Genomic DNA, 16,013 nt, shown 5'->3' on the forward strand with positions numbered 1-16,013 from the left:
TTTCTCTGTTTTTGTCTGATTGCTCTGTATATCCGGACTTTACATTGCAATCAGACTATCCTTCTTTGTTTACGGGTTACATGAAACTTTATTATCCCTTTACATACGGTATCAGCGTAAACTGGAACCGGAATAATACATCATCAAATCGATACTGATCCAATACAACCGGACCACAACTATTAGAACCAATGCCATTTAATGCGTAGTCAACGCAAAATACTACGCTATCTGATTCTGTCAGTTCATAATTATGTGTTTTCTTCTCAAGTTCTTCCTGTGTATAATAAGAAGCATTGAATGAAAAGGCATTTTCCGCGGATACCACAATTCCATATCGGCTGTTATTAAGCTCTACATATTCACAATCATAATGGCTTCCATTTTCCTGTGGGCGAATATAATCCTCATGCAAATCGTCTACATTTGCCTGGTACAAGCCGTGGCTCGCAGCCTGATGTTTGTCACAATAGCTTTCCTGTGGTCCCATTCCAAAGTATCGTGCAGCTGAAAGTTTTTTATCCAGGAACATCCTCACACCAAATCTTGGCAGGTCCGGAAATTCATCGTCTTTTGTTACTGCAATATCTGCATCAATCTTTCCAGCAGCTTCTATTTTCCATGTGATCGTCACATCAAGAATCTTCTGGACTGTCTTTGCCACAACGGATGCATGACTTGTAATTTTCACACCATGTTTTCCCTGCACAACCTCTGTCGTGTAGGCTCTTGTATAAGCTTTATCATAGTGGGCTTTCTTCCATTCAGACTTGATGTACATATCGTTATCTGTTGGAGCTCTCCAAATATTTAATTCCATCGGATGGTTCAAGTATTCCCGCCCTGCGAATTTCATTTCTGTAAAGAGTGCAGTACGTTTGTCTATGGTATAAGCAAATTCACGCCCCTTGATATGAATCTGTGTATCATTTTCATTTACCTGTAACTCAGAGTCCACTGCTGTTTTTTGTAGCCATTTCTCAGCAAGTTTACATTTTGCACCGTCTTTGCTTACCTCAATTTCATCGAATCCAAGAATATGGTCTTCATCCAACAGTGGCAATTTCTTTTTCAGATGGTAAATAAATTTTAAATAACATTTTCCACTCTCTGGCACATTGATTTTAAGGTTTATTTTTCCTTCACTGTGTGGTGCTGCTGAAACTTCTGGCAGTTTACCTTTGCTGATTACAAGCCCGTCCTGCGTCAGTTCATAACTGATCTTCACATAATCTTTCAAGTCATCGAAATCCATGTAGTTATGAAGCACCAGTTCTCCGCTTTCTTTGTCATAGGAAATAACCCTTGCCGGGCGATAAACATTCTTGTATTCCAAAAGTCCTGTATGTACCGTTCTGTCCGGATATACTAATCCATCTATACAGAAGTTGCCATCATGAATTTCTTCGCCATGGTCGCCCCCATAAGCATATATAGTCTTTCCATTCTCAGCAGTTCCATGAGCAATCGCGTGGTCACACCATTCCCAGACAAAACCGCCGCACATTTTATCATTATCCTGAATCATCTGGAAGTAATCTTCAAAATCTCCAGGTCCGTTTCCCATACTGTGACAGTACTCTACCAAAAGGAAGGGTTTGCTTCCATCTTTATCCAGATATTCCTGAATTTCGGAAAGCGCCGGATACATCCGGCTGTACACATCCAGATTGCTGTAATCATATGTTTCATCATAATTACGATATCTTGCACTCTCATATTGTGTGATGCGGTCTGGATCAAATTTTTTTGTCCATTCCAGTGCTTTTTCAAAGTTGCAGCCATAAGCACTCTCATTTCCCATTGACCACATAACAATACAGAAACGGTTTTTGTCACGTTCCACCATGAGTTTTACGCGATCAACGATTGCCTCTTCCCATACCGGATCATCTGCAATCTTCTCATTCCATCGTTTGAACCGATTGTAATCAGTGTCTTCTTTTCTGTAGATCATAAATGGACCATGAGCTTCAATATCTGCTTCATCTATTACCATGAATCCATACTTGTCACACATTTCATAGAAAAATGGTGCGTTCGGATAGTGGCTGGAACGGATCGCATTAAAATTATGCTGCTTCATTAACGTAAGATCGGTTGTAATCTGTTCCAGACTGATTGTAAATCCAGTAACCGGATCGGAATCATGTCGATTGACACCACGGAATTTAATCTTCTGTCCATTTAAATAAATAACCTGGTCTTTAATCTCTATCTTTCTTAATGCAATGTGGTCTACAATTACTTCGTTCTCTGTTTCAAGAATCAGTTTATATAGATATGGATTTTCTGTATTCCAAAGTTCCGGACTCGCGATTTCTAATACAACTGTTCCTTCTTCAGCAATACTTCCTCGTGCTACAACTGCTCCGTTTCTATCTTCAATCGAAATTTTTACATTTAAGGGAGAGTAGAATTTCATGTCAAGTTCTACTTTCGCAAGCATATCCTCAATTCTTGTTTTAATATGATAATCACTGATTGCCTGTTTTGGTCGTTTCAAAATGTACACATCCCGGAAAATACCACTCATACGGAATTTGTCCTGATCTTCCAAATAGGAACCATCACACCACTTCATTACCAACACTGCCACCGTATTCGTTCCATCCTGAAGTACATCGGTAACCTCAAACTCACTGGTCATATGCGAAACCTGGCTGTATCCTATGTAAGAGCCATTGATCCATACGTAAAAGCAACTGTCTACTCCTTCAAAGTTCAAAAAAGATTTTGGCGCTTTCTCATCTCTACTGTACTCAAAAGTATGTACATAGGCTCCACACGGAATGTCCTGTGGCACATATGGTGGATCAAACGGAAATGGATACCGGATGTTTGTATACTGGTGTGTATCATATCCAGCCATCTGCCATACACTTGGAACCTGAATCTCATCAAAATTTTCTGTATCATAATTCTTCTCAAAGAAAGAATCCTGAATGTCATAGATGCTGTTAAAATACTTGAATTTCCAAGTCCCATTCAATAACTGCATACGATCTGACTCTTCTCTGTGTTCCACCAAGTTATCCATTCTTCTGGATGCCGGAATATAATAGGCTCTGGCTGGCATTGTGTTTTCGTGCAGTACGCTTAGATTTTCATAATAACGTGGTACGATCATAAACAGCTCTCCTCCAATACATACACTTTTTTGTTCTTTGTTTTCCTAAAGCAAGCCTTATGCTTTTTTTGTTTACGTTCCTTAGTTATGCTATATATAACTTATCCTAATTCGCAAAATATATCTATGAATTGGATTAGACAAAATATGCACTAAATGATACAATGATAAAAGTACGAAAAGAGGTGCTGCCCTATGTATATGAACACCGGTTATTTGAACCACTCACATATGGATTTCAAAGACAAAAGTCGTCCGCTGATTGTAGGTAGCTGTGGTACTTACCGTCTTTCCAAACATCCCAAACTTCCGACCTACCGTCCAAGGGGTCGTCTGGATTATCAGATTATATATATTACTGCTGGTTGTGGGCATTTTCATTTTGATAATGTAAATAATGAAACGATTGTTCCGGCCGGCAACATTGTACTGTACAGACCGAAAGAACTCCAAAAATATGAATATTACGGAGAAGATAAGACAGAAGTATACTGGATTCACTTCACAGGAAGCAATGTAAAAAATATCTTACGTCAATATGGGTTTCAGGATAAAGAACGTGTCTTTCAAGTTGGTACATCTAATGAATATGAACAAATTTTCAAGCGTATTATTATCGAGCTCCAACGCTGTCAGGATAATTATGAGGAAATGCTTGTCCTTTTGTTACGTCATCTTCTGATTAGCTTCCACCGAGAACTGACAAGAGAGCACATACTAAAAAATGAATACCTTGATCATGAGATGGATAATGCTGTTACCTTTTTCCGTGAAAACTACAATCAAAATATCAATATTGATGACTATGCTGCCTCACGAGGCATGAGTGTCAGCTGGTTTATCCGAAATTTCAAAAAATATACCGGTTCTACACCAATGCAATTCATCGTAGGTATCCGCATCAACAATGCTCAGATGTTACTTGAAACAACAACTTATTCCATCAATGAGATTTCTAAGATTGTCGGATATGATAACCAGCTTTATTTCAGCCGGCTTTTTCACAAACTGAAAGGATATTCGCCAAGAGAATACCGAAAAATAAGAAATAAGTTATGAAATCTATAATGTCATAAAAACTAAATCTCAAAAAAGGATGCCACCGAATCAAAGCAGATTACGTGACACCCTCTTCTGTCCATGTCTCTCATGGTCTCTTGCGAAATACCTTCTGGAACAGTCAGTTCCCGCGGCTCCAAAATGATGCATCCGTTCTGGTATTCCTTGACATTATAATATTGGTACTGTGCACCTCTAAGCGTAACTCTCTTCTTGCTATCGATATGCACCGTATAATCTTTGGTCACCTCCATAGTATTCACCTCCAAGCAATATGATGAGCTAACAAACGTTCAATCCGCTTAAAACGAATCGAAATCCTGTTGTGTCGCCACCTGCCGGTATTCATCATCACAGAGGTCGTTTCCAGACTCGATTTAAATAATTTAGTCATCCATATATTCATTTAAGGCATCTGTATCGATCGCCTTTACTTCAAATGTTTTTCTTACGGATACACAGAAATTATATTCAATCATCAGCTTGGCCAGTTTCTCTCCATCAATAAGAATGATGTGATGCTGAGCTGCATAGTCTTTTGCCTTTTGCGAGAACCTGGCAGTAGTTACAAATAACCCATCTCCATGCTTTCCGGCAATTGCTCCGACGAAGCTCTGGATCTCCGGCTGCCCTACAACTCGATCCAGGGCCCATTCCTTCGCCTGCATATAGATCAGGCTGAAGCCAAGCTTGTCTTCCATGATGACGCCATCAATTCCGTCATCACCGCTGGCAACTGTTGCATGGCTTCCGTATTCCAAAGCCCCATATCCCATCTTGGAAAGAAAGTCTACGACCAGCTTCTCAAATGTGTACGGCTTGATTTTCATTACTTCATCGAGTAAATCATTTGCAAGACTGTCATTGATTTTCTGATATGCGTTTTCCAGCATATCGTCCGGCGTGAGATCGTCGTTGCTCGACGGTGTTGTTGATGTTCCTACTGTATTTGTACCAGACGACGAAACGAAAGCGTGAAATGAGGGGAAACGATTCAAATAAGCGATGTCAACCTTATCCGGATTATCCTTTAGAACCTGTCTCCCTGCATCCGTAATTTCTATTGTAGCTCTGGCCGGGCTGTCTATTAATCCAGCCTTCTTCAGATACGTTTTAGCCCATGCGACTCTGTTTTTAAAAACAGTCTGTCGACCGCTCGGCAACAGTAACTTCTGCTCTTCATCTGTTACCTTCTCACTTTCAGCAAGTAAGCGTTCCAGTGATTTCATTGTGTACCTTTGACCATCACTGATTGCTTCAAGCATCGGTTTCATCAGCTCATCATACTTTGGAATTGCCATAAGTCCGGTCTCCTCTCAAAATAGCACGACATACTATTTCATTGCCTACCACAAGCCCCCAACCTTCGACAGGACATATAGAAAAACCGCGTGCTTCCTTAGTTCAGGGCAAATCTGAAGTCCTCTATAAAAGACTGGTTCTACGCCACAACGCTAACTTCCGGATAATGTGTGTATACGTACTCATAGATTCTGTTTCGGTATTCTCTGATCCGACTGTCATCATAGCTGTCTGGAAGTTCCTCCCAGAGCGTGTCACGGATGAGAATATCAACAGCAGCGCGGGTTTCCTGTTTATCGGTCCAGTGATCAAGCTCCGCTATTTTCTTCTTGATCTTTGCCAGTAAATCTATAGACACTTTCTTTATCTTCTTTATTTCTTCCTTTGACAAATCATCCCGGAAGAGTAGATCATAGATTGAAAGCTGCTCGTCATTTTCAAACCCCTCACGAACATATCGCCGCTGCTCAGTGCTCATGCTTCCGGCAAAGTTCATCAAATCCATGAAGGTCTTTTCAATTGCGGCTTTGTCCTGTTCCTGATTGTAGTTATCGATAATCTCCTGATACCGCTTCAGATAATCGATCCGTCTTGGATTCACCGCCAGCATTTTCTGGATTCTGTCATAAACTATTTCTTCGAGGTCTCTTAAAAGCAGGTTTTGGTTTTTTGCCTTTTCAAATTCCGTTGATAGAAGATTAAAATCAATCTTGCTGATATCAAATCTCTTGCTTGGAATCAGATCATTTGGACCAGCAGCATCCTCAACCGAGATGTATTCACTGATGATACGGTCGATCTCGACCATCAGGTCCGTGTTATCTACATGCGCCCTCTTCTTATAGATCTGATTCAGGATCGCGATCAGCGCTTCTGCTTCTTCTCGTAGATGATCTGATATATCATCCCGATCCAAATACTTCAGCAGCCTCCTCACCTCATCCGCATAGGTTGTAAAAGTCTTCTTTATCTTCTGGTCGCCACACATAGCATTTGCAGCATACAGGAGAAGCGACATCTTGTTAAAGTTCTTTGCTGCAATCAGATTTTCAAGATCGAAGTTGTTTTCTTTCAGGAGAGCCCTGCCCTTTGTGATGGCTTCTGCTATTTTTTCCACCAGCTTCTCTTTATCGATTGTAGGATCGGATCCTCCCCTCCCGGAAGGGTTGGCCGTATACGCTGCTAACGCTTTCCGCAGCGCGCCGACGATTCCAATGTAGTCTATAATAAGCCCGTTCTCTTTTCCCTCTGCCACACGATTCGCTCTTGCAATTGTCTGCATCAATGTGTGGGCCTTCATAGGCTTATCAAGGTATAAGCAGCTTAGGCATTTTACATCAAAACCGGTCAGCCACATGGCACATACGAATACCACTCGGAATGGATTGGCGGGATCCTTGAACTCTTTATCGAGTTCTCGTTTCTCCATCTTCTCGCGGTGTGGCTTGATGTCGAGCCCCCACTTTTGGAAGGTCTTGATCTCATTCTGCTCCTGACTGATTACGACACACATTTCCGTCTGCTTCATCCAGTTGATTTTCTTCTGGAGCTCTTCCGATTCCTGCTGCGTGAGGGTCTTTTCCCTCTCTTCGAGAGCACAGATCTCTTTTTTCCAATACTCCTGAACATAGTTATACATCCGAACGCAGGTCACTTTATTCAGGCAGACGAACATAGCCTTACCGCTTGTCCACAGATCAGAATAGTGTCCGACAAAGTCTTTTGCTATTCTTCTCAGTCTCGGTTCTGCTGTCAGGACATGGATTTCTTTTTCAAACTCGTGCTCAAGCTTTTCTTCCTGCTCTGGATCGAGATCTGCTCTCTCCACAGCATCCAGGATCTTGTCTGTGAGCATGTCGTCCTGATTGACTTGCAGTCGTTCTCCACGATTCTCGTAATAAAGAGGTACTGTCGCTCCATCCTCTACGGCGCGTTTAAAGTCATAGATAGAAACATAGCCGCCGAATGTTCTTTCGGTGATATTGTCATCCGCAAGGAGCGGCGTTCCGGTAAATCCGATTTTCGAAGCATCCGGAAGCAGACGATCCATGTTGTTGGCGAAGATACCGTATTGACTGCGATGTGCTTCATCTGACATGATCAATATGTCGTGATCCACCTTTATTGGTTTCGCGTCCGGCTTGTTGAACTTCTGGATCAAAGTGAAAATGAAGCTGGGATTTCCCTTCAATTTGTTGATCAAATCATCACCGCTGGTCGCGATATACTCTGATGCTTTGGCTTTCCCAAGAAGCCCGCAGCCTTCAAATGTTCCACTAATTTGCCTGTTGAGCTCATCGCGGTCGGTCAGTACTACGATTGTTGGTGAGCCCTGGAACTTCCGCCTTATCTTCTGGGCAAGAAAAACCATAGAGTAGCTCTTCCCGGACCCCTGTGTATGCCAGAAAACGCCAAGTTTTCCATTACGAAGCTTCCGGTCCGCATACGCCTGCACTGCTTCATTCACGCCCAGGTACTGGTGATTCCTGGCGAGAATTTTTGCTGTTTTTCCGGAAGAATGGTCAAAAAGGATAAAGTTTTCAAAAAGATCAAGGAAGTTATCTTTCCGGCAAATTCCCCGGAGCATCGTTTCCAGGGCGACATTTCCTTTATCTCCCTCTTTCAGACGCTTCCACTCAGAGAAAAATTCATACTTGCTGCCGAGTGTGCCTACCTTTGCTTCTGGCCCGTTAGCCAAAATCAAAAACGCGTTGTAATAAAAGAGATGCGGGATTGTATCCAGATAGTCTGTGTAGTTCTTGTTATAAGCAACCTCGACATCTACATCGGTTCTCTTAAGCTCGATAAACATCAGCGGGATGCCGTTAACAAAGCCAACGATATCTGTCCGTCTTCTGTACAGATCCCCATAAATCTTCAGTTCCTGCACGGCAAGGAAGCGATTGTTATCAGGATTGGAGAAATCGATCACCGTGGCGAGTTTGCTATCCAGCTTACCATCTGGACGCTTCACAGTTACCCGAATCCCGTTGCGGAGCATGAAGTACTTCTCTTCATTGATCTGTAGAAGCGACGATGTGGAAAGATGCGAAGAAAGCTTATCCTCCGCTTCTTTGATCTGCTGATCCGTAATCCACGGATTCAGGCGTTTCAGGGCTGCAGTAATGTCCCTGTAAAGGAGAATGTCGTGATAGGACTTGCGTCCAAGAGTACCGTTCTCCCCGAGCACTTCTTTGTCATATGCAAAAACGGTATCCCACCCAAGTTCATCATGCAGAAGGGCCGCAGAGCTATCCTGCACTAATTTATTTTCGGAATAGTCATATGCCACAGCGGGTTCCCTCCCTTCCATTCAGTAAACTTACTATACTTCGATCTCACCGGACATCAGCTTAGGAAGTAAGCGATCACGGGCTTCAGTTAATACAACATTCATCTTATTAAGCTCAATCTCTTGATCTATCATCGGCTTAACTGTAGTTTCAAAACGTTGAATAATATCATCCGAAGGAAAGCAAACCTCAACTTTTCCTGTTCTGATTGGGCTCAGATTTTGCTGTGCCGCACCATTTGCCAGATTATTCATTTCGTCAAACATATCTCTGCTTCTAAAAAGGCAATATGCAAAGCCAGGAATGTCTGATTTTAATTTTGCTACGCGTTGATTCAACAAATAATTGTCTCCATAAACCAGACACACCCGCCCAACATTTCCTGTAAGCGACAAAAGTATATCTCCCTCTTCAAGCACGCAATGTTGGGGCATTTTTAAAGGTATTTCATCTATCAGACTTACATTGTTACCATCAAAGTCTCCATCTTTAACGTTCTTAATTGTCACAATCTTATATTGTCCCTTATCCACAAAATCACTACTTTTAAAGGCATACCCACTCAATAACGATATCTTTGAATCTACAGCATCTTTATGCCACCCTTCTGGTAGACCATCAACAATCCTGCAATTCTCATATCCCGGGAAGTGCAGATCAACAAACCATTCCTTATAAAGTCGCTGCGCTGCTTCTTCCAGCAATTTGATTTGTTTCTCGTTGTTGTCAATCAAATTATCATATACTGACAAAGTACCGGCTATCTTTTTCTGTACAGACAAGTCCGGTAATGTGATACGAAACTCTGGAAATTTCGCTATTGGTATCCTATCGACAGTTGAACCAGCAATAGTATTCTCAGCAATTGTTGCTCTCCACTCATCTGAATAGAAATAGTAGTACAGATATTTCCCCAGAGCCTTTGATTCATCGGGACGGATAAGCGCCATCCTTCTGCCAAGGCATCCCCAAAATCCTTCCGGGATAACTGCATATAGATTTAGCGTGGCTTCATAAGAGAAAACAATATCGCCACCTTTTGGTGTTACTCTTTTAGTCCACTTAGGCAAATCACTCTCATTAATATACCTGATATCCGAATAATCAATATGCCCATCAGGAGTGATATTGGAAATGCCAAGAAAGATCGCCCCGCTATCACTTACCGGAGGTGTCGCATGCGGTCCATCATATAATCCTTGATATATTTCTTGCATTTTATATTTTTGCTTCTTCATAGCCCCATCTCCTCCAGATTCTTTGAGATGGTATCCATCAGTCGATTACTCTCATCCTGAAGCGTCAATAACTCTTTGTGGATCTCTTTCATGCGTTCTTCAAAATCCACACCGTCATCCTCGACCGGAGCAACGCCAACATATGCACCGGGAGTAAGGCTCCAGCCTTTATCTTTGATTTCTTCCTCAGTTGCGATCTTGCAGAGGCCTGGAATATCCTGATATTCCCCATCACCAAACTTCTCATACAACCACAGAGCGTCCTTTGCTGTGGTCAGTACCTCTTGATCCCATTCCAGTTTTTCATCCCACTTCTTCTGAACAACCTTCTTGTCTTTCCGATCAGCACTGTCTACATCTTTCTTGGCTTGTTTCTGCTGATCCTTCAGGTACTTCTTCAGAGTGTCTACAGTTGTAGTAAAATCCTCCGTGATCACAGCTTTGATCGGATCTGTACTCTCAGCTTCATTCGCATACTTTTTAAGCGCATCCCTGTACTCATTCAGAAGAGACGCATACTTTTCCGTCTCGCCTCTATACAGCCACACGATTGCAGTCAAATTCTTGATTTGCCAATCCGTCCATTCATTCAGCGTCCGATCTACAACGGTATAGTAGTTTCTGGCATCGATAAAGAGGGTCTTACCTTTGACATTCTCATTCTTCCCGCGATCGAAAAACCAAAGTGTACAGGGCAAGCTCTTTGTATAAAAGAAATTATTGCCGACACTGATCATTACATCGACGTTTCCGGTTTGAACAAGTTTTTCTCGAATGTTCTTGTCCTTTCCAGCGGAGTCTGTCGCAGACGATGCCATAACGAAGCCAGCACGGCCTGTCTCATTCAGATAAGCGTAAAAATAAGAAATCCACAGATAATTGGCGTTTCCGAACTCTCCGGCTTTGTTCACTCCCGGAATTCCGAACGGCAATCTCCCTGCCGCCTGCGCTGATTCCGCTTTTACCTTATCGACATTAAACGGCGGATTCGCCATCACGTAATTACAGGACCCTGCGAGGTTGTGCGCGTCATGATAAAAGGTGTTTGCATCGTCTCCCGACTTAATCACGCCTGTAAGCCCGTGAACCGCCATGTTCATCAAACAGAGCTGCGCATTGTATTCCACCTTCTCCTGTCCATAGAAGGTCATGGTGTTGTTTGCCTGAAGGCCTTTCTGATTTACAAAATCTCCGGTCTGGACGAACATGCCACCGGAGCCGCAAGCGGGGTCCAGCAGTATCCCGGATGTCGGTTCCAGTATGTTGACGATCATTTTTACTAAAGATTTTGGCGTAAAGAAAACACCGTCGTCCTGAGCAACGTTCTTTGCAAACTTATTCAGGAAGTATTCGTAGATACGTCCAATAACATCTCCGCCAACATCATCCAGCGCATTGTTATTGAAGATCCGGAGAAGCTCGGAGAGAAGCTCATCTGAAAAGATGGTATATTCTTTTGGAAGTACGCCCTTTAACTGTTCGCTCTGATCTTCTACAAGCGACATTGCGTTGTTTACGGCTGCACCAAGGGACGTAATCGGATCACCATTTCTATCGGTCAAGTTTGCGGCAGAGATGTCCTCCGGAAGGTTGACGAGATAATCATACTGTGCCTCGCGAGGAAGAAATAGAGCCGACTTCTCTGCAAAATCAATCGCCTCTACAGGTATTACTCGCCCATTCCGCATCGGACGATCTTTCAGGATCTCTGCTTCAACCTTTCTGAAGCGTGAATACGCATATCTGAGAAAGATCAAGCCAAGCACAGGCATACAGTACTGATTCGAGGTGAGTTTCGAACCTGCACGAAGCAAGTCTGCCGATTCCCACAAGTCTGATTCAAGCTTTTTGATGCTCTTATTGTCCATGCCGTACTGTCTCCTCCTTGTGTGGTTTACATCACTAAAAAAAGAGGCATAGAGCGATCCAACTTTGCTCCATGCCTAAACTATTACCCGCCCTTAGTATGCTATTAACCAGTTTTCTGATATTTCTATAATACCACATCGTCTACAGTCCTGCCATGAAAAGTTGACCAATAGACTTGTAATCTGATGAGGACGAAAAAGCGATGCAGGTATTCATCCCGCACCGCCGTAGCTGTGTCCTTTATTTCTGTGTCCACGTTTTTCCGCCGTCAGCGGAATAGTAAACCGCATCAGGTGTCACAAACGTGTAGTTTTTCACATTGTTGTTTTCGTCCAGATCGAAATAGGCGAATGCAGCAACCTCATTCGTATATTTATCATGATATGAATCCTTGTAAAAGCTGCTATCTTTAAATGTTGTCGGGACAGGATTCTTGTCGAAATTTTCCGCATCCTTCTGAAATACAGACCCCTCACCGACATAAAACGATCTTGTCCTGTAAGTTTTTTCGTTTAACGTAATATTCCTTGTAAAAAAAGCCTTGTCCTTAGTTATTTTAATGCTTTCTGCTGTAAATGTTTTACCATCATTGTCTTTTATCAATTGTCCAGGTTCTGCAAGGTTTTTAATTTCTACATCCCCCGACCACGTCAGCTTTACTCCGTCACTTACTCTGTAAGAAACCCTGCACTGACTGCCGGCCTTTGGTGACCCGATCCAATGACTCTTATCAGCCGGCGTTACGCCACCGATATTCAATGATGACCCCGAAGTCGTCCAACCATCTTGCTTTTGCTTCAGATCTACAATCAAATAGTACACGCCATTGCCATATTTTACGGAAGCTTGATCTTCCGTATTGGCTGCAGCCATAACTTGCGCATACGCACCTCTCACATTCGCAAGGTCCGTCGCCTCACGTGATTTCTCCAGCTGACTGCTAAAGATCGGGATGGATATCGCAACGAGCACAGCAATGATGGCAACAACGATCAAAAGTTCCGCTAGTGTGAAGCCTTTTTTGTTCTTTGTCCACATGAGATCACACCTCCTATGATTACTGAAAAGCCCGAAACAAGCGGGCTGGATTGTCCGTTTATTCCGGGTCTCATCGATGTCATTGGTACAGTGAAAGTCTCTGCACCGCTCATTCAGTATTGTGATACGGCATCCGCTATTTGATGTTTTGTTGATGATGTGTTGTATATTGTAGCTGACTTTGGTCCTTATGTCGCGCTTTGTGTTGGTGCTGATGTCGTGCTTTATGTCGTGCTTTACGTTGTCCCTGCTCATCTTCCCGATGGGAAGGCAAACGATCAGGTCTTCGAAACCATCAGGCGCATCTGGACATGTGGGATTCCTGCCTCGATAAAATCTTCAGAAGTCACCTCAAAGCCTGTCTTCGCATAAAATCCTTCTGCATGTTTCTGCGACTCGACGTATATTTCTCGTGCATCCAGGCATTCCCTTGCCGCCTGGATCCCGGCATTCAAAAGTTTTCTTCCGGCTCCTGTTCCATGGACCCTTGTCAGCACTCGTCCCATCTGAACCGTTCCTGGCTCATCTTCCTTCGGAAACATGCGCAGGTATGCTGTGACCTTGCCCGTGGGATCGGTATAAAACACATGAAGGCTTTTGTAATCAAGTCCATCCGCATCCGGATAAAGGATCTTCTCCTCTCCCACAAACACATCAGCCCTGGCTCTTAGTATTTCATAAAGCTCATGCGTCGTTAAGGCATCGAATGAACGAACATGGAAGCCAGTAATTTGAGCAGAAATCATAAGTGTCCTCCATATTTGTATGCAGTCCGGGTTGAAATCAGAATTATTACTTGATATTGTGCTTGTTCATCTTCTCTTTGAAGATATCCGTGATGATCGTTCGAAGCTCCTCACGCTCTTTTTCCGGCAGTTCTCCCGAGTTCTTTGCGACTGCATACAGCTCAGGATACTGATTGGCGATCCGCTCGATGGTTTTCGTCGTTGCGTGCTTTCTCACGAAGAAGGGAATCTTCTTGATCCACTCCTGTGGGACGAGAGCAAGGATCTTGTCAGCGGCCTCTTTATCACTGATCTCAGCGGTAGAGAGGCCAGCGTTGATTTGTTTCTGTTCTGTTGATGTGAAGTCTTCTAAATTCATTATCGTGTACTCCCTTTTAATAAATTCACCTGCTATTGTTACTGAAGTTTTGGATCTCTTTTCCAAGGGGTAATGATATCGGATAATCCCGCACTAGTGGGATTCCCTGATGAATCGAAATTAATTACAAGCATATATCTGCCGGGATTTGCTTTATTATCTTTTATTGAGTTCAAAGGAAAAGGCAAATTCTTGCCAAGTCCGCTCCAATAATTTTGTTTCTTGCTTTTAATATTTACAATAACATCAATGGCGTCCACATAGCCCTTACTTCTATTCCGATTAATCCAAACATGATGAACACTTGTTGATGTCCAGTGGCTTTGACTTAAATCCTCTGATAAATAGGCTTCCATCGCCTCAGCATATGCACTCCTGATATTTGCCACCGATGTTGCATCTCTGCTCTTCTCCAGCTGCTTACTGAAGATCGGGATGGATATTGCAACGAGTACTCCAATTATGGCTACTACGATTAAAAGTTCCGCAAGAGTGAATCCCTTGTTGTCTTCTCTCCTCATGTCATGTTCACCTCCGGTCGCTATCTTGCTATAATCTTGCTTCTATAATCTTGCTCCCCCTATTTTTATTCTTGCTTTCCTGGACTGATGATTGAAATGCTGGTGACGACAAGCGCTCAATTGATGGCGACCACGATCAGGAGCTCCGCTAATGTAAAGCCCTTCTTATTCTGTTTCATTGGGCATCACTCCCCCTCTCATAATAACGCCCACAGGTTCTTAAAATTGCGGAAAACGACCTCATTATGCGCAAATGTACACGTTGAAAATTGCAGGTCAGGTGGTCCATCCCGGTCGTCTCCCTATGTGCTGATGAACCACATTCTTATATCACGCCCGCAGGTTCTGAAATCTGCGGAAAATTACCTTATTCTGCGCAATAGTCCAGGGTCATTACAAGCGATGGACAGGCGCGCGTAATAGTGCAGAGCAGGTCACAAATACTTGCCTCAGGGGGTTTCTGGTGGCCATCAGCATTCCGATCTTTACAGGACAGCTCGAGAAGGCGAGAGAGGCTGTCGATCTGTCTAACATTCGTGCTGCATACGCAGAAGCTTCTGCAGCTGCCATTACAGATGATCAGAAAACCACTACCGAGGATGGAACAACTATTACCTATGCAGCTGCTTCTGGTTCGACTGCAGCAACATACTCTGTAGATGTAGATATTGAACAGCAAACAGCTGGATGGGTTACTGCTAATCCTAAGTGCGCTGGTACCGACTTCTCTAAAATTGAGGTTAAGAGTGGCGATAAAGTGACTGTTACAGTAGCTACAGATAGTACTGTTAATATTGCCAAGAAATCAGCATAAATTAAAATGTTCTGATGACTCGAGAAACGCCCTCCGGAGCAATCTGGAGGGTTTCTTCATAATAAAATCCCTCATCACGAGGATGAGGGACTCGGTTCTAAATTGTTGACTGACTTACAGCATTATGGAGTGGTTGTTTTCTTGCCAACAGTAGATGCATCTGTGTATCCGGAAGGTGCAGTTGTTGCAAGTGATAAAACCCCATCACTGCTTACACACACAAAAACTTCTTTATTTGTTTCTCCAAGCTTGCTACCTACAGTGTCCTTTGTAATATCCAAGGAGCCTGCGATTTTTTCTGGTGAAGAAACCCATCCATCTTTCTTCTGCTGTACTGTAACTTTTTCGTAATAACCAGTTGCATTACTATTTGTCAGTACATCAGCAGAGCATTCTGCATACGCTGCACGAATGTTAGACAGGTCAACTGCCTCTCTGGATTTCTCCAACTGCGATGTGAAGATCGGAATCGAGATCGCCACCAGAACACCCCACAACCATCATGGCTTACTTTAGTCTGTTCTTCTATTATATTATTGCAATAACAGTTTGACAACCACTGCGCAAAATAAAATCCTTCCCTTATCCACACAACCCTCGTGCATATATAGGAGCCTATCCGTTCTCTGATGCTTCGCTGAAGTG

At 43.0% G+C, this 16,013-nt stretch carries 14 protein-coding genes; 2 read left to right on the forward strand and 12 right to left on the reverse strand.

Annotated elements, in window-relative coordinates; genetic code table 11:
* Positions 1–91 precede the first annotated feature (91 nt).
* Complete coding sequence (locus ACTQZS_RS03110) at positions 92–3,130, reverse strand: glycoside hydrolase family 2 TIM barrel-domain containing protein (protein WP_441474542.1); 3,039 nt, start codon at positions 3,128–3,130, stop codon at positions 92–94.
* A gap of 195 nt (positions 3,131–3,325) precedes the next feature.
* Between ACTQZS_RS03110 and ACTQZS_RS03115 the strand changes: the two genes are divergently transcribed.
* The gene (locus tag ACTQZS_RS03115) at positions 3,326–4,189 is read left to right on the forward strand and encodes an AraC family transcriptional regulator (RefSeq protein WP_441474543.1); all 864 of its coding nucleotides are present in this window, start codon (positions 3,326–3,328) and stop codon (positions 4,187–4,189) included.
* A 20-nt stretch (positions 4,190–4,209) separates the two neighbouring features.
* Here the strand turns inward: ACTQZS_RS03115 and ACTQZS_RS03120 are convergent, their stop codons facing one another.
* From ACTQZS_RS03120 to ACTQZS_RS03165, 10 genes are all read right to left on the reverse strand, one after another.
* A complete protein-coding gene (locus ACTQZS_RS03120) occupies positions 4,210–4,443 on the reverse strand; it encodes a hypothetical protein (RefSeq protein WP_441474544.1) in 234 nt (77 codons plus the stop codon).
* 132 nt (positions 4,444–4,575) lie between these two features.
* Positions 4,576–5,490 (reverse strand): winged helix-turn-helix domain-containing protein, encoded by a 915-nt coding sequence (locus ACTQZS_RS03125; protein WP_441474545.1) that lies wholly within the window; start codon positions 5,488–5,490, stop codon positions 4,576–4,578.
* A 140-nt stretch (positions 5,491–5,630) separates the two neighbouring features.
* Positions 5,631–8,783, reverse strand: a complete 3,153-nt coding sequence (locus tag ACTQZS_RS03130; RefSeq protein ID WP_441474546.1) for a type I restriction endonuclease subunit R — start codon at positions 8,781–8,783, stop codon at positions 5,631–5,633.
* A gap of 33 nt (positions 8,784–8,816) precedes the next feature.
* Positions 8,817–10,022 carry a restriction endonuclease subunit S gene (locus ACTQZS_RS03135; protein ID WP_441474547.1) on the reverse strand — a complete coding sequence of 402 codons (1,206 nt, stop codon included), beginning with the start codon at positions 10,020–10,022 and terminating at the stop codon, positions 8,817–8,819.
* Entirely contained in the window at positions 10,019–11,890 is a 1,872-nt protein-coding gene (locus ACTQZS_RS03140) for an N-6 DNA methylase (protein WP_441474548.1), read from the reverse strand. The genes ACTQZS_RS03135 and ACTQZS_RS03140 overlap by 4 nt, the downstream gene beginning before the upstream one ends.
* A gap of 241 nt (positions 11,891–12,131) precedes the next feature.
* Entirely contained in the window at positions 12,132–12,929 is a 798-nt protein-coding gene (locus ACTQZS_RS03145) for a type IV pilin protein (protein ID WP_441474549.1), read from the reverse strand.
* A gap of 278 nt (positions 12,930–13,207) precedes the next feature.
* The gene (locus tag ACTQZS_RS03150) at positions 13,208–13,675 is read right to left on the reverse strand and encodes a GNAT family N-acetyltransferase (protein ID WP_441474550.1); all 468 of its coding nucleotides are present in this window, start codon (positions 13,673–13,675) and stop codon (positions 13,208–13,210) included.
* Between the two features lie 46 nt (positions 13,676–13,721).
* On the reverse strand, positions 13,722–14,033 hold the full coding sequence (locus tag ACTQZS_RS03155) for a hypothetical protein (protein WP_441474551.1): 312 nt from the start codon (positions 14,031–14,033) through the stop codon (positions 13,722–13,724).
* Positions 14,034–14,071: 38 nt separating this feature from the next.
* On the reverse strand, positions 14,072–14,554 hold the full coding sequence (locus ACTQZS_RS03160) for a type IV pilin protein (RefSeq protein WP_441474552.1): 483 nt from the start codon (positions 14,552–14,554) through the stop codon (positions 14,072–14,074).
* Positions 14,555–14,670: 116 nt separating this feature from the next.
* The gene (locus tag ACTQZS_RS03165; RefSeq protein ID WP_441474561.1) at positions 14,671–14,733 is read right to left on the reverse strand and encodes a prepilin-type N-terminal cleavage/methylation domain-containing protein; all 63 of its coding nucleotides are present in this window, start codon (positions 14,731–14,733) and stop codon (positions 14,671–14,673) included.
* A gap of 284 nt (positions 14,734–15,017) precedes the next feature.
* Here ACTQZS_RS03165 and ACTQZS_RS03170 point away from each other — a divergent pair, with 284 nt between their 5' ends.
* Positions 15,018–15,368 (forward strand): hypothetical protein, encoded by a 351-nt coding sequence (locus ACTQZS_RS03170; RefSeq protein WP_441474553.1) that lies wholly within the window; start codon positions 15,018–15,020, stop codon positions 15,366–15,368.
* Positions 15,369–15,490: 122 nt separating this feature from the next.
* Here ACTQZS_RS03170 and ACTQZS_RS03175 read toward each other — a convergent pair whose 3' ends face one another.
* Positions 15,491–15,850, reverse strand: coding sequence for a hypothetical protein (locus tag ACTQZS_RS03175; RefSeq protein WP_441474554.1), 360 nt, complete (start codon positions 15,848–15,850; stop codon positions 15,491–15,493).
* Positions 15,851–16,013: the final 163 nt, after the last annotated feature.

It is taken from the genome of Bilifractor sp. LCP19S3_H10, assembly GCF_052119185.1.
In the GTDB taxonomy this organism is placed as follows: Bacteria; Bacillota; Clostridia; order Lachnospirales; family Lachnospiraceae; genus Bilifractor.

Excerpts from the sequence above, each read along its gene's own strand:
- ACTQZS_RS03110 (WP_441474542.1), bottom strand. The coding sequence starts at position 3,130 with ATGATCGTACCACGTTATTATGAAAATCTAAGCGTACTGCACGAAAAC.
- ACTQZS_RS03115 (WP_441474543.1), top strand. The coding sequence starts at position 3,326 with ATGTATATGAACACCGGTTATTTGAACCACTCACATATGGATTTCAAA.
- ACTQZS_RS03120 (WP_441474544.1), bottom strand. The coding sequence starts at position 4,443 with ATGGAGGTGACCAAAGATTATACGGTGCATATCGATAGCAAGAAGAGA.
- ACTQZS_RS03125 (WP_441474545.1), bottom strand. The coding sequence starts at position 5,490 with ATGGCAATTCCAAAGTATGATGAGCTGATGAAACCGATGCTTGAAGCA.
- ACTQZS_RS03135 (WP_441474547.1), bottom strand. The coding sequence starts at position 10,022 with ATGAAGAAGCAAAAATATAAAATGCAAGAAATATATCAAGGATTATAT.
- ACTQZS_RS03140 (WP_441474548.1), bottom strand. The coding sequence starts at position 11,890 with ATGGACAATAAGAGCATCAAAAAGCTTGAATCAGACTTGTGGGAATCG.
- ACTQZS_RS03145 (WP_441474549.1), bottom strand. The coding sequence starts at position 12,929 with ATGTGGACAAAGAACAAAAAAGGCTTCACACTAGCGGAACTTTTGATC.
- ACTQZS_RS03150 (WP_441474550.1), bottom strand. The coding sequence starts at position 13,675 with ATGATTTCTGCTCAAATTACTGGCTTCCATGTTCGTTCATTCGATGCC.
- ACTQZS_RS03155 (WP_441474551.1), bottom strand. The coding sequence starts at position 14,033 with ATGAATTTAGAAGACTTCACATCAACAGAACAGAAACAAATCAACGCT.
- ACTQZS_RS03160 (WP_441474552.1), bottom strand. The coding sequence starts at position 14,554 with ATGAGGAGAGAAGACAACAAGGGATTCACTCTTGCGGAACTTTTAATC.